Origin of the sequence: Boudabousia marimammalium (assembly GCF_001936115.1) — a bacterium.
In the GTDB taxonomy this organism is placed as follows: Bacteria; Actinomycetota; Actinomycetes; order Actinomycetales; family Actinomycetaceae; genus Boudabousia; species Boudabousia marimammalium.
The window spans coordinates 49,936-73,611 of record NZ_MPDM01000007.1; the positions used below are offsets into that span (position 1 = coordinate 49,936).

Genomic DNA, 23,676 nt, shown 5'->3' on the forward strand with positions numbered 1-23,676 from the left:
AACAGTTTACCATCTGCCGGGCCTTAACTCACGCCGATAGCCTCAGCTCAATGATGAGATCAGGCACGCTCCCACGGAGTCCGCGCCGGAGATGCCTTAGCCGGGTCACTATTCTTATCCCGCTTATGACTGGGCACCACCATGACCGGGCAGGTGGAGCGGGCCAAAAGCTCACGAGAAGTCGAACCCAACAGCAGGCCCGCGAAGCCCCCTCGGCCCCGGTTACCAACCACAATCAAATCCACCGCGGTGGAGAACTCAGCCAACAACTCGGCCGGGTTACCATCCAGCACATGACGGGCAACCTTAACTTCACGCCCATCCAGCGCCTGCTCAACTGCCACATTCAAACCCACCCGAATATCCTGGGTGACGCGCTCACGATCAATAATCGGCGGCATCCACGCCAACAGCGTGTTGCCAGTCGCGAAAGGCACAGTGGAAACCGCGGAAACACGCGCACCCCACATGGCTGCCACATCAATAGAACGACGCAAAGCAGTCAACGCGTTATCGGAACCATCAACCCCAACAACAATGCGCTCAACCGGCATGAAAGGAGAACCCTCCTGATGGCGAGGAACCACCACAACCGGACAGTGCGAACGGGAAGGCACCACAGCAGAAACAGCACCCAGTAAACGATCAGCGAAACCCTGCGAACCCGCAGTGCCAATCACCAGCATGGCAGCAGTCTTAGAAGCCTCCAAAAGCAAAGACGCAGGATCACCGGGCGAAACATGAGAATCAACTGAGACACCCTGCTTAGAGGCCTTATCGCAAACACCTTGAGCAATCTCCATTGCACGCTCACGCAAAGAACCGTCATCAATATTCACGTAAGAGCCATCAACATTAGTAGCAGAGTAGGAAGGAATCTCATAGGCCACTAGAACACGAAGATGCGCCCCCATGCGGGCGGCTTGACCAATCGCCCAGTTAACCACACAGCCTGAACCATCAGAACCATCCGTACCAACAACGATTACATCATCTGCACTCATCGGAGTCTCCTTTGTCTCGATACACCAAGTATATGCGGTACAGATGCTCCCTGCTTAGTTATAAGGTCCCCTGCCGCTAAGAGAAAACAAAAAACTCTCGCCCACACAAAAGTGTGAGCGAGAGTAAAAGCTTAAGGAAACTGCCGAAACCAGTTAAGGCCAGCTACAGCAGTTAACCAGAATCAGCCCATCCGGTAGTACTGGTTACGACCGTTATAGCTAACCGGAATAATGGTGACGGACTTGCCCGGGCGCGGAGCGTGAATCATCTGGCCATTGCCCAAGTAAATGCCGACGTGACCAGGATGCCAAATCAGATCACCAGGACGGGCCTCCGCAGCGGAAACACGACGCCCCATACGCATCTGCGCAGTGGACTGGTGAGGTAGGTTAATACCCACCTGACGGTACACGTAGGCAGTAAAACCAGAGCAGTCGAAACCGCCGCCAGGAGTGGTGCCACCCCAACGGTAAGGAACACCGATGTACTGCTGAGCAATAGCGGCAACAGAACCATTCGGCGCAGCAATCGGACCAGAATCTACAGCCTCACGGGAAGAGTCACGGGAAGCTGCCCGACGCTCTGCACGCTCTGCGGCACGGCGCTGAGCTTCCTCACGACGCTTAGCGGCTTCTTCCTCAGCCTTCGCACGGCGGGCCGCACGGGCATCGAACTTCTTAACCTCAATCTCCACACTGGGGCTACCCCAGTCGGCTTCCACTGGAACCACAATCGGAACATTTACCGAAAGCGCGGTGCGAGCCTGGTCAGCTAATGATGAAACATCAACAACAGGGCCGGAACCATCAGTGGGGGCTGCTTCAGCTGGGGTAACCATGGGGGCTGCTACAGCCACACCCAGAGCCACACCCAACGAGGTGGCAGCTAACGGACGATTACGTTGTGGGGTCGCTGGGCGACGCGTCGCACGACGTGCGGTATGCGTTGTCCTCTGCATTAAATGAGTCTCCTCGATAGGTTCCAGAGATAACGACTAAGTCGCCAACTCCTTCGCAAGTAGTAGATACGGAAACGAAATTCGTGAACCCGCTTCACGCTCTCCTACTTAAGTACGAGAACAATCATAACCACATGATTTCCATTTTGTCACGTTTTGATTACACGGAAGGCTTATGAGAAGACACACAAGACAAGAGGCTAAGCCGCAAAAAGGACTTCTAGTTCTCATACATGAAGATATGGCGGGCCAAGAACTCAGAGACCGGCAAGCTCCCTTTGTCACTGTGCAACACGTAGGTGCCGACATCCCCAGAAATCTCAACCTCCACGTCAGGCAGAATATTAGCATCCAGAAGAATCTGCAAAACATCAGCATTAGCCTGCAAAGGCTCACCGATTCTGGCAATCCTGCCAACCTTAGGATGGTCGGTCGCTACAAACTCTTCAAACTGGATGCCAGGCTGATCTAGGTTCTTCATGGACTCCTGTCCAGCCTCCGGAATCAGATTCCCAAAAGGATCCTTCTCCACTGAGTCCAGTAAATCAAATAAATACTTGTCGACTGTGTCACTCATGACGTGTTCCCAGCGGCAAGCCTCCGAATGGATCAGCGGCAAAGGCATACGAATCACGTGCAACAGCAACAATTCAGCTAGGCGATGTTTGCGGATAACTTCAGTTGCCCGCTTCCAGCCTTCAGGGCTGAGCACCAGACGGCGGTTATCGGCAACCTCAACTAGGCCGTCACGCTCCATCCGGGCGATCGTCTGAGAAACAGTAGGGCCGGAGTGACCCAGGCGCTCCACAATACGAGCACGCATTGGCTCTACGTTATCTTCTTCAAGCTCGTAGATAGTTTTCAGATACATTTCCGTGGTATCGATGAGATCGCCGCCCATGAGGCCCTCCAATTGGTTTAGTTAGGAAAAACTATCCTACGTTAAGGATTACACCTATATCTATGGTAAACGCAAGGAGCTGAAATTTGTTCCACTATTGCGCATCACTGGAAGTATCCGGCTTAGGCCGGTCCTGCGGGCCGATCACCTCAACGAAAGGCACCCGCCGATGCCATGCCACCTGAATATCCCAATGCCGCCATATCCATATCAGCGCCCCGAAAGAAACCAGCAGCACGCTAATGGCACCGAAACCAATCCCCCACCGAGCACCCCAATGGTTAGTAATCCAGCCAACCAGCGGCGCACCAATCGGAGTGGAACCCAAGAACACCATAATGTAGATAGACATGACCCGGCCACGCAGATGCGGGGCAGTAGAAATCTGGATAGCAGCATTAGCTGAAGTGATCACCGTCAAAGTAGCGAAACCAAGCGGGATAGAGATAAAAGCGAAAGCATAATACGACGGGGATAACGCCAAAACACCCTCGACAACGCCAAAAGCAATCGCGGCACCCACCACGGTGCGTACCCGCGGCAAAGTACGTCCCGCCGCGACAATCGCTCCCGTTACGGAACCAACCGCCATGAAAGTGCCCAGCAAACCGAACTCTCCCGCGCCGCGACCAAACTCAGAGTGCGCCATCACCGCGCTAGTGAGCTGGAAGTTCATCCCCAGCCCCGCCACCGCGGAAGAAACGATGGTGATAATAATGATGTCCTGACGGCCCGAAATGTAGCGCAACCCCTCTATGAACTGGCCGCGCTGCTTCGGCTGCACAGTCCGCTCCATCAAGGTATCTGGATTAATCACCGCCAAAAGCAGCACCGGCACCAGCAACAAAACCGCATTGATGGCGAAAACAATCCAAGAACCCCAAGCGGCCAAGGTGAAGCCCGCGACCGCCGGACCCAACAAACGCGCCAGATTAAAAGCCGCAGAGTTCAAAGCCACGGCATTAGGAACCGACTTGGCCGGCACCAGCTGATTCACGAAGACTTGCCGGGCCGGATTATCCAAAGTCTGCACGCAACCGCCAGCGAAAGCCAGCAAATAGAAATGCCAAAGCTGCGCCGAATCACTAAACAAAAGAATGGCAGTGAAGATCGACAAAACAGTCATCAGCACCTGCGCCAGCTGAATCAGGCGCTGCTGATTCACCCGGTCAGCTAAAACACCAGTGTAGGCGGAGAACAACAGCTGGGGCGCAAACTGCAAAGCAGTCACAATACCGATAGCGGTCGCATTATTGGCAGTCAGCTCAGTGAGCACCACCCAGTCTTGGGCTACGCGCTGCATCCACACCGCAGTGGAGTTAATCGCGGTACTGGCGAACCAGAGACGATAATTTGGGTACTTTAACGACGCAAATGTTCTTGACATGCCGGCCCCTTCTGCGCAAATAGCTGAAAATCTAGCAAAGAATCAGCCGGACAGTCGCCCGCTGATATGCGGGGGTGAGAGGAAACTACTCCGCCTCATCCTCGGCGTCAGGTTCAGGAGCCCACAAGAAAGCCGGATCCCATACCTCTAGCGTTAAATCGTTGACTCTGAGGTCATCAACCTCCCAGGGTGATTCACCCCGATCAGAGCCAACATCCAAATAGTACTTATCATCATGGTCGCCGCGACGACGCCCCGGTGTCAAACGCACATCCTCAGCGGCCTCATAATCATCGTCATCATCATTCGAGCCGTCTTCCGGATTCATCCGCTGTTCCCAAGGCAACCACCTCGGTGCCAGCAAAGCACCCTCATGCGGCAGTAGCTCAATCTCACAGATCGTGGGAGTCTTCGAGCGCGGCACCCGCGTCATAGTGACCGCCCACGCCCAACCGGCATAGCCTGGGTGCAGGCAAGCGAAATAGTGCGTCAAGAGACGTTCAGCTTCCCCGATCATACCTAGGTGTTGGCCGATATAGTCGTGGCGGACAACTTCCTTCAGCCCCTTCAGGGCCGCCTCCACCGCGCGCGCCAACACCGCATCCGGCTTTAACTTCCGGGCCGGCTTCTTCCCGCGGGTCACCTTCGGTTGCGTAGTTTTCTTTGCCGAGGGCGACTGCTGACGAGACGTCTGCTTCGAAGCTGACTTCTTGGTCTTAACGGCCGTTGTCTTGGTCTTGGCAGCCTTAGTTTCAGCCTTGGCGGTAACCTTCCGCGCAGGCTTGCGCTTAGGCTGTTCCTCAGCCGATTCTACTTTTTCTGCCATAGTTATTTACCTTGCTTCAGATATAGTGCGTTTTAGGCGTCAAACTCGCGAGCCAAAGCACGCAACAGTTTAGCGATCTTGCGCCCATTCTCCGGGTAGCGGCCCCGACGGAGCGGGTCCGATGAAGCGTCCAGTAGCTTAATCAAGTCCTCAACCAGAGGCACCATCTCTTCCGGCTTGCGGCGCGCGGACTTGTGCTCTGCCGGCTCAGAAAGAATAGTTAAGGAAAGTACTTGCGGGCCACGTCGGCCTTCAGCAAAGCTGTAATCGACTTTAGTGCCCGGTCGCAACGTCTTTACACCCTCAGGGAGAACCGAAGCGTGCACGAACACGTCCTGGCGATCTTCACCAGTAATGTAGCCGAAACCTTTTGTCGGCTCAAACCATTTCACTTTTCCTACAGGCATGAGCTTCTCCTTAAATAAATGAATACTATGCAACATGATACAAGGCTGAGAGCAGATTGTATCGTCTAGCGGGTTCAACACTGTCTAACCCACTCACATTCCCGCCTAGGTAGGGCGTTAACTAGATATCAAGCAGTAACTGCACCCGCCTGTTCTGATGGAGTGATACTCTGTACGAAATTAGCGGAAATCCTGATTAACGATTATTGAGCTTTACCGTTAAGTAAGACTTCCGAAAGCAAGTTGCAACAGAAACGAGAAACCTACGATGCAGACTCAGAAACGAAAATCTATTCTCACTTCACTCCTGTTATTTTTCATTACGGTGGGATTTGCCCTAACACTGTCCCCCACCGCCCACGCAGAGGTCGGCGGCGGAGCAGTATTCGATGAGGAAAACCTCCTCAAGAACATTGAAGTGGTTAAGCAAGCCACCCAAGACTGCTCCACTGAAGAGTACAACTGCTATGTGGTGGTCGTATCGAAAGCCACTTCCACCGACCTATCTGAGGACACCAAGAAATTCTGGGACCGAGATTCCTTCAGTGGCAACGACATTCTCTTAGTTCTTGCCACCGACGGGCACTGGAGCCTGGAGGTCGGCCCCAATATTAAGACCGACGGCATTGATGAGCAGAAGTTGTTGAATGCAGTACAAGAACCATTAGGAGCAGGATTCTCTGATGGAGACTGGAGCTCTGCCCTTGCGAACGCTATGAAGGTATTTAAGTCCGAAACCGCCGGCAAGATTACTTTGCAAGATCCATCCTGGGATGGTAAACCGAAAACCTCATCTCGCTGGCCTCTCGGAGTTGGTATTGGCCTACTGGTACTTGTACTGGCCGCGCTTGCTAGTTTCCTTCTCTACAGGCAGAGGGGGAAGAAAGAAGAGACCCAGAATGCCACATTTGCCGCATCCATGACCGACCTTGACCAGCCAGAGGCCGCTCTGGTTCCGGAGGAGTCGCCTCTAGCCGCCGCGGATACCAGTTCAACCGAGATGGACGAGGGCGCCGAGGATGTCTCAGAACTCGCAGAAGAGGAGGTTCTCGACGAGTCTGTGGAAAACTCAGCCCCCACAGAAGAAGAGGCAACCGAGGAAACTGAGATAACCGAGATGGACGAGGGCGCCGAGGACGTCTCAGAACCCGCAGAAGAAGAGATTCCAGAGAATCCTCAGCAAGAATCGAAGAAGCCTCAGAAGTCACAGAAAAAACATAAGAAGCAGAAAAAACATAAGAAGAAATAGCGAGTATGCGTCTGCGCTCAGAATGAGCGCAGACGCATACTGAGCTTTCTTACGGATCTATCAGCGGATTAGAACAATCCGCTGATAGTCCCACGCTCATCAACGTCGATTCGGGCCGCCGCAGGCACCCTCGGCAAACCTGGCATCGTCAAAATGTCGCCAGTATAGACAACAATGAAACCCGCCCCGGCATTAACCTTCACATTCTTGACATGCAAGGTAAAGTCGCGCGGACTCCCCAACAGTCGCGGATCATCGCTAAAACTGTACTGTGTTTTGGCCATACAGATCGGTAAATGCGACAGGCCCATTTTTTCAATCATCGCGATAACACGCTGAGCTTTCGGCGCGATTTCCACGGCACTTCCGCCGTACACGCGCTGCACCAGCTGATTGATTTTCTCTTCCACAGAATCATCATCCTGGTAGGCAAAGGAGACCTCTGCCGGCGACTCACATAACCGAATCACTTCGCGCGCCAAGTCTACTCCCCCAGCGCCACCGCGTGCCCAAACCTCAGAGCGGACACATTGCACGCCGCGACGGGCGCACTCCTCAATGACCAGCGCAATCTCGGCTTCAGTGTCAGTGGGGAAAAGGTTGAGCGCAACAACGGTCGGCAACTGGTAAACCTCAACCATATTTTCCACATGCTTAAGCAGATTCGGTAAGCCCGCCTTAACCGCATCCACGTTTTCCTGATCCAGGTCAGTTTTGGCTACCCCGCCATGCATTTTCAGCGCCCGCACAGTGCCGACAACCACGGAACAGTTTGGTCTGGTCCCGGTGATGCGGCACATGATGTCAAGGAATTTTTCGGCTCCCAAATCTGCCCCAAAACCAGCTTCCGTCACCGTGTATTCACTCAGGCTGCGGGAAAGTTTCGTCGCCAAAATAGAATTGCACCCGTGCGCAATATTGGCGAAAGGACCGCCGTGGACAATCGCCGGAGTATGCTCCAAGGACTGCACTAGGTTCGGTTTGATAGCCTCCTTCAAAAGCGCCGTCATCGCACCAACCGCACCCAGGTCGCGGGCCGTTACAGGCTGCTGATCATAAGTGTAGGCAACAATCATATTGCCCAGTTTTTCTTTCAGATCAGGAATGGAAGTTGCCAGACAGAAAATCGCCATTACTTCACTAGCAACAGTGATTTCAAAACCGTCTTCTCGGCTCACCCCGTCAACCGGTGAACCTAGCCCGTCCACCACATGACGCAACTGCCGATCATTCATATCAACGCAGCGTTTAATCACCACCCGCTTCGGGTTGATACCTAGCTCATTGCCTTGGTAAATATGGTTATCAAGCATGGCGGCCAGCAAGTTATTGGCCGCTGAAATCGCATGAAAATCACCGGTGAAATGCAGGTTAATGTCCTCCATTGGGACTACTTGCGCGTATCCGCCGCCGCAGGCCCCGCCTTTGAGACCGAACACCGGCCCCAATGAGGGCTCCCGCAAAGCCATGGAGACGTTTTTCCCTAACTGCCGCAAAGCATCCGCCAGACCCACAGTCGTGGTAGTTTTACCTTCACCCGCTGGTGTCGGAGACATCGCTGTCACCAGCACTAGCTTATTGCTCTCGATTTTTGTCTCATCAATAGCTGCCAGATCAATCTTGGCCTTGTAACGGCCGTAGGAATCAACCAGTGTGCTATCGATTCCTAAATCTTCAGCAATCTGTGTGACTGGGGCGAGCTCAGCCTGCTGGGCGATTTCAATATCAGACAAATGAGCCATTTTTACTCTCCCTTAGCTTCTAAAGTAGGCGACAGCTGAAGCGAAGATCTGCATATCGTATTCGCCTGGAACATTCAGGTAGCAGCCGTCAGAGAAACGCTCTGCGTGCCCCATCTTGCCGAAGACGCGACCATCATCAGAAACCATTCCCTCAATCGCGTGGAAAGAATTATTCGGGTTGAAGGCAATCTCATTCGTTGGTTCACCAGCCAGATTGACATACTGGGTGGCAACATTGCGATCATCCACCAATCCCACAATGCGTCCTTCACCGTGAGAAATTGGGACTTGGAAAACCTCACCCGGATTGACGTTGCGTAGCCACGGGCTGACCGAGTTCGAAACCCGCACACTGACAATCGATGACTGGTGACGCTTAATCGAATTGTAGGTTAGCGTCGGCATCTCGGCGGAGGGCTCCATAATCTTGCCGTAAGGCAACAAACCCAGCTTTATCAGAGCTTGGAAACCATTACAGATACCGCCAATCAATCCCCCACGTTCATCCAGTAGCTCAGTAATGGCTGCCGCTACCTTCGCATTGCGCATAAAAGAGGTAATGAACTTAGCTGACCCATCGGGTTCATCTCCGCCGGAGAAACCGCCCGGGATGAACAGAATCTGGGATTGCTTTAGCTGAGCAGCAAAACGCTCAATGCTCTTTTCAATATCTTCCACTGAAAGGTTATTGATAACCATGACCTCAGGTTCGGCACCTGCCGCCTCCCAAGCGGTAGCGGTTTCATACTCACAGTTCGTGCCAGGGAATACTGGAATCAACACCCGCGGGCTGGTGACAGGTTCACCCCGGTAGCGCGTCGCTTCACCTGCGCTAGTAATCGCCTGCGGAGCCGAATCCTCCATCCCAGCGCGGGTTGGGTAAACCGGCTCTAAGGTGGCTTCGTAAGCATGCTGAATATCCATCAAATCGATGGTTGTGTTACCGTGACGCAAAACGAATTCGTCGCTGATTTCACCCAGATACACACCGTTCTCAAGTTCAACTGTGGTTTCACAAAGGAAACCACCCAGTACAGAGGCAAAACTAGATAACGGATCAAAGCCAGCCACAAAATCTACCCCTAGGCGGTTACCAAGGGCCATCTTCACGGCGGCCTCAGACACGGAAGAGCCCGTCAAACTGTATGCACTGACAATCTTTCCCTCACGAATCAGCTGAGCAACTTCAGCAAAGTATTCACGTGATACCTGATCGGGCTTGATCAGGTACAGCTGATTGCCTGGGGTCTTAAACTCTGGCGAAATGATTGAGTCCAAAGAACCCATGCTGACCGCAAAAGAAACCAGCGTCGGGATGACTTCCAGGGATTCAAAGGTGCCACTCATGGAGTCTTTACCACCAATCGCGGCCACATCCAAATCAAGTTGCGCTTGGAAGGCACCCATCAGGCTGGCCAGAGGCAGCCCCCATTTTTCGCTGTCTTTTTTCAGCGACGGGAAATACTCTTGGAAGGACAGGTGAATCTGATCGGGATCAGCACCAGTAGCGATAATCTTTGCCACCGAATCAATCACCGCGTCATAAGCACCCTGGTAGGGGTCATGCTTGCTTACGACCGGGTTGAAACCATAGGCCATCACAGAGCACGCCCTCGTCCTCCCAGTCAGGACCGGCAGCTTATGCGCCATCGCCTGAATAGGAGTCTTCTGATATTTTCCGCCCAAAGGCATCAGCACAGTATTGGCGCCAACAGTGGAATCAAACTGCTGAATCAGTCCCTCTTTACTGCAGTGGTTAAGGTCAGCCATTAGCTCACGAACCCCGTCAGCCCAATCAGTTACCTGCGGCGCGGGAACCTCAGCAGCTGGATGAACCACCACGTCCATCGTCTTGGGGGCACCATTAGTGTCAAGGAATGAACGATCAATCCGGACCACTTCCTGCCCTAGGCAAGACATGGTAAGGACAGGTTCTGCCGTCACTTCAGCGACCACAGCCATTGCCACATTCTCTGCGTAGCAATGCTCACTGAGCACCGGCAAGTCCTGCGGGTCGATAACTAGAGCCATTCGCTCTTGTGACTCACTAATCGCAATTTCTGTCGCATTCAGACCGTCGTATTTCTTATACACACGATCAAGATTAATGCGCAGCCCATCAGCCAATTCGCCAATCGCAACCGAAACACCGCCGGCACCAAAGTCATTACACTTCTTAATAATCTGGGTCACAACGGGATTACGGAAAAGACGCTGCAGTTTACGTTCTTCGAGGGCGTTGCCCTTTTGCACCTGCGCGCCGCATTCGCTCACTGAACGCACATCATGTGACCGGGAGGAACCAGTTGCGCCACCAATGCCATCACGGCCAGTAGCCCCACCGATCAAAACAATCAGGTCACCCGGTTGCGGAGCTGAACGCTGAATATCAGACTGTTTTACCGCACCTACTACCGCACCAATTTCCAGGCGCTTTGCCACATATGACGGATCATAAAATTCGTCAATAAAGGAAGTAGCTAGACCAATCTGATTACCATAAGAGGAGTAACCGTCTGCCGCCACCTTAACGATCTTGCGTTGCGGCAACTTACCGGCCAACGTGTCCTCCATGGACTCTAAAGGATTGCCAGCGCCAGTGACGCGCATCGCCGCGTAAACATAGGCGCGACCCGATAGCGGGTCACGGATGGCGCCGCCAATACAAGTGGCCGCACCACCGAATGGCTCGATTTCGGTGGGATGGTTATGTGTTTCATTCTTGAACAGCAACAACCACTGCTCAGTTTCGCCATCCACATCAACATCGACCTTGATTGTGCACGCATTAATTTCGTCACTAATATCGAGCTGCTCAAGTTTGCCTTCGGCCCGCAAATGCTTCATCGCCATGGTTGCGATATTCATCAGCGTTACCGGCTTGTCTGGGTTAATGCCGGATTTGATTGCCAGATAGGATTCGTAGGTGCGAGCGACCCGCTCATCCTCGATCTTCACATTCTGGAGAGCAGTGTTAAAGGTAGTGTGCCGGCAGTGATCTGACCAGTAGGTATCAATGACTTTGAGTTCAGTCTCGGTCGGATTCCGTTTCAGGCCCGCAAAATACTCTTGCACCATCAGCAGATCAGCCAAATCCATTGCGGCATGGGAATCAACTAGATACTGTTCCAGTTCGGCGCGAGATAGAGAAATAAAGTTCTCCACCTCAGGGATAAGTTGCGCCGGAGTCGTATTCAGAGCCAGCGACTGTGGTAGCTCCAGTGGCACTTCGTGAGAATCCACCGGGTTAATCAGGTAGGCCTTAATCTTAGCGAGTTCAGCCTCAGTGATATCTCCGCTAATGACGTACAGGCAGGCGTAGCTCACCCTCGGCTTTTCCACCTGCGCCATCATCTGAATACACACTGCCGCACTGTCAGCCCGCTGATCATATTGGCCGGGCAGGTAGCTCACCGCGAAGACGTGATCTCTTGGGTCCAGTTCAAGATCCGTGAAATAACGGTCAAGCGGAGGCTGCGCAAAAACATTAGTGACCGCTTGGGAGAATACCTCTGCGGAGACATTTTCAGCATCATAGCGGTTAATGATACGGACGCCCTCTACCGACGGCAGATTAAGGAAAGTATGGATATGTTCAAGCAGGCTATCAGCTGCGGGATTCTTATCCGACTGCGCTTCAACGTAGATTCTAGAGATCATGGTGAGCCTCAATTTCTCGAGCTTTGGTTCCAATATCGGTACGGTAGTGGTTGTGAGCAAAGGAAACCTGACTCACGTGTTGGTAGGCGGAGTCAATCGCTTGGCTCAAGGACTCACCAAAACCAAGTACGTTGAGGACTCGGCCTGAGGAGCTTTCCAGTTCGCCATTGTGGTTGCGTTTCACGCCAGCGAATACGAGGAAGGGGGCAACCTCGCTGTCGTATGAGATAACATTCCCCTTAATCGGGTTTTCTGGATACCCTTCACAGGCCATGACCACACAGGCGGCATGACGGGCGGAGAACTCCACCTCCGCTTCTGCTAGGCGTCCCGCGCTGGTAGCCAAGAAAATGTCTAACAGATTGCTGCTGAGCAACGGCAAAACGACCTGGGTTTCTGGATCACCAAATCGCGCATTGTATTCAATGACCTGGAGGCCTTTGTCAGTCAGCATCAAACCAAAGTACAGGCACCCACGAAAATCGAGGCCATCGGCGATCAGGCCAGCAAGCGTAGGCTGCATAATATTGCGCTCAAACTCAGCCGCAACCTCCTTGGTAAACACCGGGTTAGGGGCAACACAACCCATTCCGCCGGTGTTTGGACCTTCATCACCGTCGTAGATCTTTTTGTGGTCCATGCTTGAGATCATCGGCTTGATGGTCTTGCCATCACAGAAAGCTAAAACGGAGATTTCCGGGCCAGATAAGAACTCCTCAATAATCACTGCAGCAGAGCTGGTGCCGAACTTCAAATCCACCATGAAGTTCTCCAGCACGGCTTCCGCCTGGGTCAGATCTTGCACAATTACGACACCCTTCCCCAGTGCCAGACCGTCTGCTTTAATGACGAGGGGGAAGGCGGCTTTTCGGACATAGTCGCGCGCCAGCTCAACATCAGTGAACTCTGCATAAGCGGCGGTGGGGATGCCGTGCTTGACCATGAATTCTTTGGCGAAGCGTTTCGACCCTTCCAGCATGGCACCGGATTTACGCGGACCAAAACAGGCGATCCCCGCATCTTCTAAAGCGTCAACTAGCCCAAGTACCAGCGGGTCGTCCGGCGCGACGACACAGAATTCAATCCCGTTTTCCACGCAAAAAGCCACAATAGCTGGAATATCAGTTGCTGCAATCTCGGGATGAATCGTAGCAAAAGTCATGGCGTCATTACCCGGGATAGCGTCAAGGCTAATCTCTGGGTTATCCGCTAGTAGCTGTGTTGCGATCGCGTACTCGCGGCCCCCACTGCCAATAATACAAACTTTCACGTCCAGCCTTTCTCAGTGATGGAACAGTCGTACACCGTTACAGACCATAACGATATTATGCGCGTTGCATTCATCAATAACTACGTCGTCTCGGATGGAGCCACCGGGCTGAACCACATAGGAAACACCGCTTTTCACCGCGCGCTTGATGTTATCTGAGAACGGGAAGAAAGCGTCAGAAGCGAGGCTGACGCCAGAGAAAGTCGCTAGGAACTCTTGCTTATCAGCTGCGGTCAATGGTTGCGGTTGAGAGGTGAAATAGTTTTCCCAGATCCCTTCAGCGCAGACATCTTCCTCGTTTTGATTAATGTAACTATCAATCACGTTGTCACGGTTCGCGCGACCCAAATCCTCACGGAAAGGTAAATCCAGTACCCGCGGGTGCTGGCGCAGGAACCAAGTATCTGCCTTGTCGCCGGCCAAACGTGTGCAATGAATTCGTGATTGCTGGCCGGCCCCGACCCCAATCGCCTGCCCCTGATAGGAATAGCAAACCGAATTTGATTGGGTGTACTTCAGGGTAATCAGACCAATTAGTAGGTCTTGTTTATTCTCTACCGATAATACGGTATTCGTAGTCACAATATTTTCTAGCAGTGAGTCATCGATTTTCAGGTCATTGCGACGCTGAGTGAAAGTAATCCCGAAAACCTCTTTGGTTTCCAGCTCAGCAGGCTCATATGAGGGATCAATTTGTAAAACCGTGTAGTTTCCGTTGCGTTTGCTCTGCAAAATCTCCAACGCCTCAGGCTCATAGCCGGGGGCAATCACGCCGTCAGAGACTTCACGCTTTATGCAGCGGGCAGTGGCAACATCACAAATATCGCTCAGTGCCACAAAGTCACCGAAAGAACACATCCGGTCTGTGCCGCGGGCGCGAACATACGCACTGGCAAGTGGGGATTCATCTAGCCCTTCAATATCCTCAACGAAGCACATCTTTTTCAAGACTTCCGAAAGCGGGCGACCAATCGCCGCGGAGGTCGGGGAAACATGCTTGAAAGAGGTAGCTGCGGGAAGGCCGGTAGCTTCTTTCAGTTCGCGGACCAACTGCCAGCCGTTGAGTGCGTCAAGCAGATTGATGTAGCCAGCTTTCCCGTTTAGCACCTCCAGCGGCAGCTCAGCATCTCCAGCAATCGAAATTCGGGCCGGCTTCTGGTGCGGGTTATTACCGTATTTTAGTTCTAGCTGCTTCATCGGGCTTCCTCATGCTTATTGAACAGTGAAATATTGACAATCTCATGGGTGTTGAGATTAAGAGTCGCTTCCAGCAGTGAAACCTTAAAATCAGGATTAATCGCGTCCCAGATTTTCTTTCCCAAGTCGTCCTCATGCTGGAAAGACACAGGCTCGCCAGCGAAGCTGGGAAGCGGAGAGCCATCCTCAAGGTAGGTGTGGATGCAGTGGCCGGTTCCGGCCACATAGGGGTATAAGAAATCAAAATGAACGGAGGTTTCCCCGCTTTCCTCTGCCGCTTTAATGAGGTTCAGGGAATACCCTTCAGGCTGGGTGACGAGGGAGATTCGCGGCGTAAAGTTCGGAGCATCTGGTTCACATTCACGCTTTTTTAGAGCCTCTGCGGGTAGCACTCCGGCAGTTAGACCCTGGTAAATAGTCTCTGTCTGATCACCGTTAGTAAAGATATGTGTGGAATCAAGGTGACGGTAGATTGGGTAAATGATCAAGCTAGGGTCTTCGACTTTTGACTCATCGAAAGCCTGGGTGCGAACAGCTTCACCGTCGTTCACAAAAATTCGATTCTGGCTGTTGGCGCTGCGCCCCATAATGAAATAGACGATCGTGGCAGTCTGGGCGTCTGGAGCTACGGAAAGCACCAGCGTCCGGCCCGGATAGGACTTGCTTCCAAGGTAAGAAACAATGGAGTTAGCTGTCATGAGAGTTACCTACAATTTCTTTTGCTAGTTGCTCAATCACACGTGGATAAATAACGTGTTCGACTTGGGTGAGGACACGTTGCTGCAAGTCTTGTGGACTGTCATCGGGGAAAACCCGTACCGTTTGTTGTTCAAGGATTTCCCCGCCATCACATACCTCGTTCACGTAGTGGACGGTGGCGCCGGAGACTTTAACGCCGGCAGACAGGGCGGCCTCATGCACCCTGAGCCCATAGAAGCCTTCGCCGGAGAACGCCGGAATCAAGGAAGGATGAATATTGACAATGCGTTGGGGATACCGTTTCACGAATCCTTCACTAAGAATGGACATATATCCGGCTAGCACAATCAGATCAGCTTGGTGATCATCAATCACCTTGCTCAACGCGTTATCAAAATCTGCTGTGGAGGCAAAATCGCGAGAACGTATCACAGCAGTGGGGATACCAGCGAGGCGTGCCCGCTCTAGCCCGTAGGCGCTGTCTCTGCTGCTGACAACCAGCACTACTTCACCGTGAGAGAGACTCCCGTTTGCGGCGGCATCTAGAATGGCCTGGAGATTGCTGCCACCACCGGAGATGAGAACTGCAATGCGCGCTTTTTTCTTCGCCACTACAGGCCTCATAGCAGCTCAACGAGGGTTTCAGAGCGTACCACGTGCCCTAGAACATAGGCGTGCTCTCCGTGGGCGCTCAACCTGTTGAGCACTTCATCAACATTCTCTGGAGAAACTATGCAAGTCATGCCGACCCCCATGTTGAAGGTGTTGAACATGTCGCGGTCACTGATCTGGCCTACCTCTTGAATCAGGGAGAAGATTGGCAGTACCTGCACGTCGCTGCGGTTGATTACAACCCCGTGTCCGGCTGGCAAGCTACGTGGAATATTCTCATAGAAACCACCACCGGTAATATGGGCCAAGGACTTGACTAGTTTCTGGTTCAGCAGCTCAGTAACAGGTTTCACGTAGATTTTCGTTGGGGTCAGCAATACGTCGCCGAGACGGTGTCCGTCAAGAGCATCATAGGTATCTTCTAAAACCTCAACGTCGTTGATGTTGAAGATTTTACGAACCAGCGAAAAACCGTTGGAGTGCACGCCGGAGCTGGCGATACCAATCAGCACGTCACCTTCACTGACACTGTTCTTGTCCAAAAGCTGGCTTTGGTCGACAATACCGTTGCAAAATCCCGCCAGGTCGTATTCATCTTCGGGATAGAATCCGGGCATTTCAGCGGTTTCCCCACCGACGAGGGGGATTCCCGCTTGGACACAACCCTCGGTAATGCCTTTTACGATTTGCTCAATTTTCTCTGGCTTGTTCTTCCCGCACGCAATATAGTCAAGGAAGTTAATTGGTACTCCGCCCACACACAATACGTCATTGACGCACATTGCGACACAGTCAATCCCGACGGTATCGTGACGATCTAGCAAGAAGGCAAGTTTAAGCTTTGTCCCCACTCCGTCTGTCGCGGAAACCAGCAGGGGCTGAGTCATGCCGGAAACATTAAGCGGAAGTAGACCACCAAATCCCAGATGATCGAAACTTCCTTGCTGTCCCATCGTATTCTTAATGTGTTTTTGAATTCGTGCAACAACCTCATAGCCGGCCTCAATATCTACCCCGGCTTCTTTATAACTCTCCGACTGTGAATCACGCATAGCCTTACTCTCTTCCGCTCCAACAATATGTGCACAAACTATTTGGATTAAGTCCAATGGCTTCGATGATTCCCTCAAGAGATTGGAACTCTATGCTGTCAAAGTTGAACTGTTCAGCCAAGACGGCGCGTAACCGTTTGCCACGTTCACTATTTTGGTCAGCATATTCATCAATATGCTCTAGTCCTTCAGGGCCTTCGAGCTGCTGGATGATTCGACGAGTAATCAGATCGTCTTCACTGGTACTAACTGAGAAGTTCAAGAACTTACAGGTGTACATCATGGGCGGGCAGGCGGAACGCATATGCACTTCACGTGCGCCATTTTCTTTGAGGAATTCCACTGTCTCCCGAAGCTGAGTACCCCGCACTATAGAATCGTCAACGAACAGGATATTCTTTTCGTTAATGAGCTGCTTTATAGGCACCTGCTTCATCTTCGCAATTTCGTTGCGTGAACCTTGGAGATGCGGTAAGAAACTACGTGACCAGGTTGGCGTATACTTGATGTAGCAGCGAGCAAACTTAACAGATGATTGAAACGCGTACCCCATCGCATGTGGAGTACCAGAGTCTGGCACTCCACACACGTAGTCGAGGCGGTCAAAGAGCGTCGGATCTGTCTCATTTTGAGCAAGGATTTCACCGTTACGGTTACGCATAATTTCAACATTAACGTTTTCATAGGTTGATGTTGGATAACCGTAATAGTTCCACAGAAACGAACAAATCCTCATCTCTTGTCGGGGCGGTACTAGCTGTTCTACACCTTCAGGACGGATTTTGACAACCTCGTGAGGTCCCAACTCTGAAACGTAGTGATATCCGAGTTTCTCAAATGAAAACGATTCGAAACTCACTGCGTACCCATCGTCATCACGGCCAATAATCATTGGCAAACGTCCGAGTCTGTCGCGGCCAATAATCAACGAGCCATCATCAAGCAAAATTGCGAGATTACAAGACCCTTCGATTTTGCTTTGCGCATAGACAATGCCTTCCTCGAAAGAGTCCTTCATACTAATCAACGCTGAAAGAACTTCAGTCGGGTTGATTCGCCCTCGGCTACGGGCGTTAAACAAAACGCCTTTTTCAGCCAGCAATTCGTCGGTTAGTTCTTGACTGTTGGTGATTGCCCCAACAAAACAAATTGCATACGTACCGAGGTGTGAAGAAATAATCAGAGGTGAAGGCGCATCATCAGCAATACATCCGATACCTGATTGTCCGCGTGAGCCTTGGAGAAAATTCGCGAAGCGTGAGCGGAACGAATCTCTTTGGATATTGTGAATTTCGCGTTGGAAACCCGCCTGTGAATCACAGACCACCATGCCAGCCCGATAGTTTCCCAGGTGACTATGGTAATCCGTGCCAAAGAAGACGTCTTCTTGAATATCTCTAGCTGACGTGACAGCAAACATACCGCCCATTAATTTTCCTTACTTAGCAGCAAAGAATAGCTTGTTGAGTTCCAGTGGCTCTATGTACTTGCCATCTTTGTAGACTCGCATGTTCCCCGAAGCAATTTCGTCAATCAGAATAACTTCACCATCTTTGTCATAACCAAACTCGAACTTAATGTCGTAGAGGTCTAGGCCACGAGCTGACATTTCATCTGCAACGACGCGGGTAATCTTCTGGGTCATTTCTTTCACCGCATCGTACTGCTGCGGTGTCATCACGCCCAGAACTTCCAGCCCGTCTTTTGTAACGAGAGGGTCACCCTTAGCATCATTTTTGAAGGTCATTTCAACGTATGCGGGCAGGTCTGCGCCAAGCTCTACATACTCTGAGTAGCGACGGTGGAAGCTGCCCACTGCCTTGTAACGGCAAATCACTTCGAGACCTTCACCGAAGGTAGTTGCCGGGATAACTTCCATGGTGGTGTCCTCAAAATTGGTGGAGACGAAGTGGGTCTTAATGCCTTTTTCTTGCAAAATTTCAAAGAAGAGGGTGGTCATCTTCAAGTTGATAGCACCAACCCCAGCAATGGTTAAACCTACTGAGTTTTCACCCGGATCAAAAACACCGTCTTTTCCGGTAACATCGTCTTTGAACTTAAGTTCGTAGTTGCCGTTTTCGAGAGCGAAAACGTCTTTGGTCTTACCTGAATATACCAGTTTTTTATTCATCAGAATTCCTTCGCGGTTGTGTTATTAGTGGGTTAAATAGGTGGTAGAAATAGTCAAATTTTTTGCCAAAACATTGCGAGTGTCAGCTTCACGCTGGTCACGCAGTGTTTTGGCAATCTGATCATCATTGACGGCCAGTATCTGGCAGGCAAGAATTGCAGCATTCTTTGCTCCGTCAATAGCTACAGTCGCTACTGGAATGCCGGGCGGCATTTGGACAGTAGAAAGTAATGCGTCCATGCCATCAAGATTTTTCGATGTGCATGGGATTCCAATAACAGGCAACAAGGTGTTCGCTGCAAGAACACCTGCGAGATGAGCAGCCATGCCAGCTGCAGCGATGATGACCCCGTAGCCATTTTCTTTGGCTGTACGAGCAAAATTTATTGCTTCGTCTGGAGTCCGGTGGGCAGAGAATACGTTAACCGTAAATTCGACCCCTGATTGTTGTAGATAGTGAATTGCTTTTTCAATAACCGGCAGATCGCTGTCACTTCCCATGACGATGCCAATCTTTTTCACTTGTCCTCCACAAACTAAAAAAGGGTACATTTCAGGATTGAAATGTACCCAGACGGACGATGTGCGACACCTTGGCTCCATGTTGTTAATTCAACTTATACCGTCAGTCACCAAGGCTGATTTGGTAGCTTCACTTTAACAGTGGGAAGCGACTACCGTCAAGGGTCAAATCACAGCATTTACTCATGTGTCCGATAACTTTGCGCCGGTGTAGCCCTTGTTCATACTGAGATTTCAAGCTACTTTCACGGATTCATCTGCCGTATAACGATTAGGCAACAAACAGGTCAGAGAGAAAGATGATGCAGCATTCCAGATTCTCAGGCTGTTGCCAAAAATTTTTAGGTCAACAACTGTTAAACTGCAAGTATCTGTGGATTCCAAAAGAGGGGACATCATGCGCCAGAAATTGGGGAGTTACCGTCGACTGGCACTTTCTTCTGCTACCGCACTTGCCTGCCTTGGGTTAGTTCTGTTTTCGCCTCTGGTTGAGAGCGTACCGAGGGCGAGCGCCGCCACCGAAACAGTGGTAACCGCAGCATCCTCGACCCCCAATCTCCCTGCGGCACCCAGCACGGTCAACACGGTCAACCCGATGTCCACTGCCAGCTGGGATGTTCACGACCCTGATGGGTACCTGAAGGACCCCGCAAGCGCCGACCAAAACATGACGATTTGTTCTTCTGAGAAGACGCATTGTAAGTTCGCGATCGTGCAGTCTTTTACTGGCGGCGATGTCTCCTCTGCCGCCATTAAGTTTGCAGAAACCAACGGTTTAGGTAGCGAAGACCTAATGCTGTTCATTGGCGTTGAGAAACGCAAATACACGTACATTCTGGGCTCTGATGTGTCCTTGCGTTCAAGTTTGAAACAAGAGTTGGATAGCCAGACCGCCCCAATTCTGAAACAAGCCATTGAAAGTGGGGACTGGGACACAGCGGTCAAAGAGGCCGGCACTTTGATGGGCACTACCCTGTTGGAATCTGGAACCTCCAGCAACAGCTCCTCCACCCCGGGCTCAGTGCATCCCAAATCAAACATCGAGGATACAGTGGAAGGGCTTATAGCGCTGATCTTCATCTTCATTATGTTTGCGCTTCCGGTGTACTTCATTGTCAAGTTCGTGAAAATGATTAAGCGCAGGCGCCGTTGGAGGGAACAATGGGTGGCGGAGGAAGCGTTAGCTGCGCAAAACCGTAATCCGGCCACCCCAAACCCAACTGAACAATGGGCTAGTCTGGACACGAAAACACTGGCAGAGCGTGCCAATACAGGCTTGTTGAACGTGGATAATGGTTTGCGCGACGCCGAGGATGAGTTAGAGTTCGCACGCATCCAGTTTGGGAGATCCGACACTGACCAATTCGACAGCATCATTGCGCAATCAAAACCACGCATTACGCAAGCCTGGAAGTTGCTCTCGCAGAGCCATTCGGAAAGTGATGAGCAAAAGCGCCGCGGCTTGTATCTGGATATTTTGCAACTGGTCACTGAGGTTGATAGAGAGATCGGCGCGCAACGCGGTAGTTTTGAAAAACTTCGCACGCAGGTCAAAGAAGTCCCTAACGAGATTCCCGCTATGCGCGACCGCCTAGCTGAACTGCTGGCTGAAGAAGCGACTTGGGCGCTGGAACTGAGCGCTTTACGTGCCTCGTTCCCAACCACTCAGCTTGACTCCCTTGAAGCCATCCCACAGCGCATCAAGAGCCTGATTGAATCCTCAGAGATTGCCCTAAAAGAGGCAGAGAGAGCGCTGGCGAACGGAAATGGCTCCCAGTCACAGCACCGCTTGCAGTTGGCTCAACGCACCTACACCCAAGCCGTGCAGCTACGCAAACAGCTTGGAGAGGCGAACATTACCCTGTCTCAGGCCTCAGATTTGCTAGTCCGGGCAGTTGCCTCCATTAGTAGCGACCTACAGGATATGACGCGGCTAGGAGTTGGCGACGCCACAGTTGGAGGTTTCGCGAAGGAAGCCCGCAAAGCCGTTGACCAGGCCAACCGGGCCCGCGCCGGGGAGGCAGACCCGATTGCAGCTTTGGAAAAGCTCAGCGAAGCTGAACGCGCCCTCGACACCATCTTGGTCCCCTACCGGGGAGCCGAAGAAGCTAAGAAGCGGGAGATTACCCGCGTCTCTTTACGCCTAGCTGACGTGCAGGCGACTGTTGATCGGGCGCGTTCCTATGTGCAGCTCAACCGTGGCGTTGCCCCCGCAGAGGCACGTATGGAACTAGCCAGTGCGGAAGACAAGATAGCGCAAAGCGCAAAAATGCTGGAAACTTCACCCGCCTTAGCTGAGAACCTGATTGAAGAAGCCGGGCGACACGCAAACCAGGTCATGAAGCTGGTTTATGGTCTGATTGCCACGCACAGATCCAATCCGGGGAATCAGCCCACAGATTTGCTGACCGGCCTGATTCTAGGTGGCATAATGAACGGCGGTTCACGACACACATGGGGTTCTTCGCAGACCAGCTGGGGATCTGGCAGCATCTTCGATTCATCAGATTCATCCAGTAGCTTCAGCAGTTTCGGGGGCGGCGGGTTCAGCTTCGGCGGGGGCGGATTCAGCTCCACCGGGGGAAGCAGTTTCTAGAGACTTACGCCCTCGTTCAGGCAGGTGAAGATTCGTGCGACTCTTAATCTGCTTTATCACCCGCAGTTTTTCAGATACTCTATAAATGTCGTCTGGCAAGGTAGTCAGACAGTAAAGAAGGGGAAATACAAATGGCCGAAAAGCAATCCATCCTAGGTCGGATTAGCCAACTCGCGAAGGCTAATATCAACGCAATGCTTGATCGCGCTGAGGACCCAGAAAAAATGCTGGATCAGATGATCCGCGACTACACCAACTCCATTGCTGAAGCAGAGTCAGCAGTGGCACAAACTATCGGCAACCTTCGGCTGGCTGAAAGTGATTACGCTGCAGATCTAGCTGCCGCAGAAGACTGGGGCAAGAAAGCTGCCCTAGCGTCACAGCGCGCTGAGGAGCTACGCGCCAAGGGCGAGGCAGACAACGCAGATAAGTTTGACAAGCTGGCGCGCGTGGCTTTGGGAAAGCAGATTACTGCAGAGCGCGAAGCTAAGGACGCTGAACCGATGCTGGAGCAGCAGCGCATTATGGTAGATAAGCTCAAGGACGGCGTCTCCACCATGCGCGACAAGCTGGAAAGCTTGAAAACCAAACGCGATGAGCTGGTAGCTCGCTCCAAGAGCGCTGCCGCCCAGACCGTCGTTCAAGACGCTGTCTCCAAGATTTCCGTGCTGGACCCCGCCTCAGAACTATCCCGTTTCGAAGAGCGCGTTCGCCGTGAAGAAGCCTACGCTCAGGGCCGCAGCGAGCTCGCCGCTGAAAGCCTAGAAAGCCAGTTCTCAGAGCTGGACGCTATGGGCGATGATGCTGAAATTGAGGCACGCCTCTCCGAACTGAAAAAGAACGGCAACTGATATCCCGTTGAGGAGTATTCACACATTTGAAACGGTGATTATTTAATGAATTCTGAAGCAACCTACCTCCTCGTCGACGGCGAGAATATCGATGCCACCCTCGGCATGTCCGTGCTGGGTCGTCGCCCCGACAAAGAGGAACGCCCCCGCTGGGATCGCATCCTGGAATACACCTTTGAACGCTGGGATGAGGGAGCTACCGGCCTGTTCTTCCTGAACGCCTCAAGCGGCTTCATGCCGATGAACTTTGTTCAAGCGCTAGTCGCAATGCAATACCAGCCCATTCCATTGGCAGGCGAAGGCAACGAAAAAGTAGTTGATATTGGTATCCAAAGAACTTTGGAAGCCATTTTGGACCAGGGTTTTGGCGACGTCATTTTGGCCAGCCACGACGCTGATTTCGCTCCCCAACTACAGGCACTTATCGATGATGGGCGCCGCGTGGGAGTGATGTGCTTCCGCGAGTTCGCCTCCCAGCAACTCACCGATATGGCTGAGCATGGTCTCCACATCTACGATCTGGAATACGATGTCAAAGCCTTCCAAGTACAGTTGCCCCGGTTGGAGATTATTCCTCTTTCTGAGTTTGACCCAAGCCGGTACCTGTAAAC

The 23,676-nt window shown here is 52.1% G+C and carries 20 protein-coding genes and 1 riboswitch; of the genes, 4 read left to right on the forward strand and 16 right to left on the reverse strand.

From position 1 onward, the window contains the following. Positions 1-59 precede the first annotated feature (59 nt). The 6 genes from BM477_RS06935 to BM477_RS06960 all read right to left on the reverse strand — a co-directional run bounded on the left by BM477_RS06935 (position 60) and on the right by BM477_RS06960 (position 5,484). On the reverse strand, positions 60-1,004 hold the full coding sequence (locus BM477_RS06935; RefSeq protein ID WP_075361942.1) for a universal stress protein: 945 nt from the start codon (positions 1,002-1,004) through the stop codon (positions 60-62). A gap of 182 nt (positions 1,005-1,186) precedes the next feature. Next, complete coding sequence (locus BM477_RS06940) at positions 1,187-1,963, reverse strand: C40 family peptidase (protein WP_075361943.1); 777 nt, start codon at positions 1,961-1,963, stop codon at positions 1,187-1,189. Positions 1,964-2,183: 220 nt separating this feature from the next. Continuing rightward, complete coding sequence (locus tag BM477_RS06945) at positions 2,184-2,864, reverse strand: metal-dependent transcriptional regulator (protein WP_075361944.1); 681 nt, start codon at positions 2,862-2,864, stop codon at positions 2,184-2,186. Positions 2,865-2,958: 94 nt separating this feature from the next. After that, on the reverse strand, positions 2,959-4,251 hold the full coding sequence (locus BM477_RS06950; protein WP_075361945.1) for an MFS transporter: 1,293 nt from the start codon (positions 4,249-4,251) through the stop codon (positions 2,959-2,961). Between the two features lie 85 nt (positions 4,252-4,336). Then, positions 4,337-5,077 carry a DUF3027 domain-containing protein gene (locus BM477_RS08545; RefSeq protein WP_075361946.1) on the reverse strand — a complete coding sequence of 247 codons (741 nt, stop codon included), beginning with the start codon at positions 5,075-5,077 and terminating at the stop codon, positions 4,337-4,339. Positions 5,078-5,109: 32 nt separating this feature from the next. Next, positions 5,110-5,484, reverse strand: a complete 375-nt coding sequence (locus BM477_RS06960; protein WP_075361947.1) for a cold-shock protein — start codon at positions 5,482-5,484, stop codon at positions 5,110-5,112. Positions 5,485-5,752: 268 nt separating this feature from the next. Between BM477_RS06960 and BM477_RS06965 the strand changes: the two genes are divergently transcribed. Continuing rightward, on the forward strand, positions 5,753-6,733 hold the full coding sequence (locus BM477_RS06965) for a hypothetical protein (protein ID WP_075361948.1): 981 nt from the start codon (positions 5,753-5,755) through the stop codon (positions 6,731-6,733). A 68-nt stretch (positions 6,734-6,801) separates the two neighbouring features. On the opposite strand, the gene BM477_RS06970 is transcribed toward BM477_RS06965, so the two are convergent. From BM477_RS06970 to purE, 10 genes are read right to left on the reverse strand one after another with little or no spacing between them, the layout of a single operon-like run. Continuing rightward, on the reverse strand, positions 6,802-8,475 hold the full coding sequence (locus tag BM477_RS06970) for a formate--tetrahydrofolate ligase (RefSeq protein ID WP_075361949.1): 1,674 nt from the start codon (positions 8,473-8,475) through the stop codon (positions 6,802-6,804). A 12-nt stretch (positions 8,476-8,487) separates the two neighbouring features. Further along, positions 8,488-12,135: a phosphoribosylformylglycinamidine synthase gene (locus BM477_RS06975; protein WP_075361950.1), complete on the reverse strand. Its 3,648-nt coding sequence runs from the start codon at positions 12,133-12,135 to the stop codon at positions 8,488-8,490. Then, positions 12,125-13,405, reverse strand: coding sequence for a phosphoribosylamine--glycine ligase (purD, locus tag BM477_RS06980; protein WP_075361951.1), 1,281 nt, complete (start codon positions 13,403-13,405; stop codon positions 12,125-12,127). Before purD ends, BM477_RS06975 begins: the two co-directional genes overlap by 11 nt. A gap of 12 nt (positions 13,406-13,417) precedes the next feature. Further along, positions 13,418-14,602, reverse strand: a complete 1,185-nt coding sequence (locus tag BM477_RS06985) for a phosphoribosylaminoimidazolecarboxamide formyltransferase (protein ID WP_075361952.1) — start codon at positions 14,600-14,602, stop codon at positions 13,418-13,420. Further along, the gene (locus BM477_RS06990) at positions 14,599-15,300 is read right to left on the reverse strand and encodes an IMP cyclohydrolase (RefSeq protein WP_075361953.1); all 702 of its coding nucleotides are present in this window, start codon (positions 15,298-15,300) and stop codon (positions 14,599-14,601) included. Before BM477_RS06990 ends, BM477_RS06985 begins: the two co-directional genes overlap by 4 nt. Next, positions 15,290-15,913 (reverse strand): phosphoribosylglycinamide formyltransferase, encoded by a 624-nt coding sequence (gene purN / locus BM477_RS06995; protein ID WP_222842291.1) that lies wholly within the window; start codon positions 15,911-15,913, stop codon positions 15,290-15,292. Before purN ends, BM477_RS06990 begins: the two co-directional genes overlap by 11 nt. An 8-nt stretch (positions 15,914-15,921) precedes the next feature. Then, positions 15,922-16,965, reverse strand: a complete 1,044-nt coding sequence (gene purM, locus BM477_RS07000) for a phosphoribosylformylglycinamidine cyclo-ligase (protein ID WP_075361955.1) — start codon at positions 16,963-16,965, stop codon at positions 15,922-15,924. A 4-nt stretch (positions 16,966-16,969) separates the two neighbouring features. After that, on the reverse strand, positions 16,970-18,394 hold the full coding sequence (locus tag BM477_RS07005; RefSeq protein ID WP_075361956.1) for an amidophosphoribosyltransferase: 1,425 nt from the start codon (positions 18,392-18,394) through the stop codon (positions 16,970-16,972). A 9-nt stretch (positions 18,395-18,403) separates the two neighbouring features. Further along, positions 18,404-19,096, reverse strand: a complete 693-nt coding sequence (locus BM477_RS07010; RefSeq protein WP_075361957.1) for a phosphoribosylaminoimidazolesuccinocarboxamide synthase — start codon at positions 19,094-19,096, stop codon at positions 18,404-18,406. 24 nt (positions 19,097-19,120) lie between these two features. Further along, positions 19,121-19,618: a 5-(carboxyamino)imidazole ribonucleotide mutase gene (gene purE, locus BM477_RS07015; protein WP_075361958.1), complete on the reverse strand. Its 498-nt coding sequence runs from the start codon at positions 19,616-19,618 to the stop codon at positions 19,121-19,123. 39 nt (positions 19,619-19,657) lie between these two features. Beyond that, positions 19,658-19,739: riboswitch (ZMP/ZTP riboswitch) on the reverse strand. Between the two features lie 276 nt (positions 19,740-20,015). On the opposite strand from purE, the gene BM477_RS07020 reads away from it, so the two are divergent. From BM477_RS07020 to BM477_RS07030, 3 genes are all read left to right on the forward strand, one after another. Continuing rightward, positions 20,016-22,214: a TPM domain-containing protein gene (locus tag BM477_RS07020; RefSeq protein ID WP_075361959.1), complete on the forward strand. Its 2,199-nt coding sequence runs from the start codon at positions 20,016-20,018 to the stop codon at positions 22,212-22,214. A 131-nt stretch (positions 22,215-22,345) separates the two neighbouring features. Beyond that, a complete protein-coding gene (locus BM477_RS07025) occupies positions 22,346-23,065 on the forward strand; it encodes a PspA/IM30 family protein (RefSeq protein WP_075361960.1) in 720 nt (239 codons plus the stop codon). A 45-nt stretch (positions 23,066-23,110) separates the two neighbouring features. After that, positions 23,111-23,674 carry an NYN domain-containing protein gene (locus BM477_RS07030; protein ID WP_075361961.1) on the forward strand — a complete coding sequence of 188 codons (564 nt, stop codon included), beginning with the start codon at positions 23,111-23,113 and terminating at the stop codon, positions 23,672-23,674. Positions 23,675-23,676 lie beyond the last annotated feature (2 nt).

Excerpts from the sequence above, each read along its gene's own strand:
- BM477_RS06935 (WP_075361942.1), bottom strand. The coding sequence starts at position 1,004 with ATGAGTGCAGATGATGTAATCGTTGTTGGTACGGATGGTTCTGATGGT.
- BM477_RS06940 (WP_075361943.1), bottom strand. The coding sequence starts at position 1,963 with ATGCAGAGGACAACGCATACCGCACGTCGTGCGACGCGTCGCCCAGCG.
- BM477_RS06945 (WP_075361944.1), bottom strand. The coding sequence starts at position 2,864 with ATGGGCGGCGATCTCATCGATACCACGGAAATGTATCTGAAAACTATC.
- BM477_RS06950 (WP_075361945.1), bottom strand. The coding sequence starts at position 4,251 with ATGTCAAGAACATTTGCGTCGTTAAAGTACCCAAATTATCGTCTCTGG.
- BM477_RS08545 (WP_075361946.1), bottom strand. The coding sequence starts at position 5,077 with ATGGCAGAAAAAGTAGAATCGGCTGAGGAACAGCCTAAGCGCAAGCCT.
- BM477_RS06960 (WP_075361947.1), bottom strand. The coding sequence starts at position 5,484 with ATGCCTGTAGGAAAAGTGAAATGGTTTGAGCCGACAAAAGGTTTCGGC.
- BM477_RS06965 (WP_075361948.1), top strand. The coding sequence starts at position 5,753 with ATGCAGACTCAGAAACGAAAATCTATTCTCACTTCACTCCTGTTATTT.
- BM477_RS06970 (WP_075361949.1), bottom strand. The coding sequence starts at position 8,475 with ATGGCTCATTTGTCTGATATTGAAATCGCCCAGCAGGCTGAGCTCGCC.
- BM477_RS06975 (WP_075361950.1), bottom strand. The coding sequence starts at position 12,135 with ATGATCTCTAGAATCTACGTTGAAGCGCAGTCGGATAAGAATCCCGCA.
- BM477_RS06985 (WP_075361952.1), bottom strand. The coding sequence starts at position 14,602 with ATGAAGCAGCTAGAACTAAAATACGGTAATAACCCGCACCAGAAGCCG.
- BM477_RS06990 (WP_075361953.1), bottom strand. The coding sequence starts at position 15,300 with ATGACAGCTAACTCCATTGTTTCTTACCTTGGAAGCAAGTCCTATCCG.
- purM (WP_075361955.1), bottom strand. The coding sequence starts at position 16,965 with ATGCGTGATTCACAGTCGGAGAGTTATAAAGAAGCCGGGGTAGATATT.
- BM477_RS07005 (WP_075361956.1), bottom strand. The coding sequence starts at position 18,394 with ATGGGCGGTATGTTTGCTGTCACGTCAGCTAGAGATATTCAAGAAGAC.
- BM477_RS07010 (WP_075361957.1), bottom strand. The coding sequence starts at position 19,096 with ATGAATAAAAAACTGGTATATTCAGGTAAGACCAAAGACGTTTTCGCT.
- BM477_RS07020 (WP_075361959.1), top strand. The coding sequence starts at position 20,016 with ATGCGCCAGAAATTGGGGAGTTACCGTCGACTGGCACTTTCTTCTGCT.
- BM477_RS07025 (WP_075361960.1), top strand. The coding sequence starts at position 22,346 with ATGGCCGAAAAGCAATCCATCCTAGGTCGGATTAGCCAACTCGCGAAG.
- BM477_RS07030 (WP_075361961.1), top strand. The coding sequence starts at position 23,111 with ATGAATTCTGAAGCAACCTACCTCCTCGTCGACGGCGAGAATATCGAT.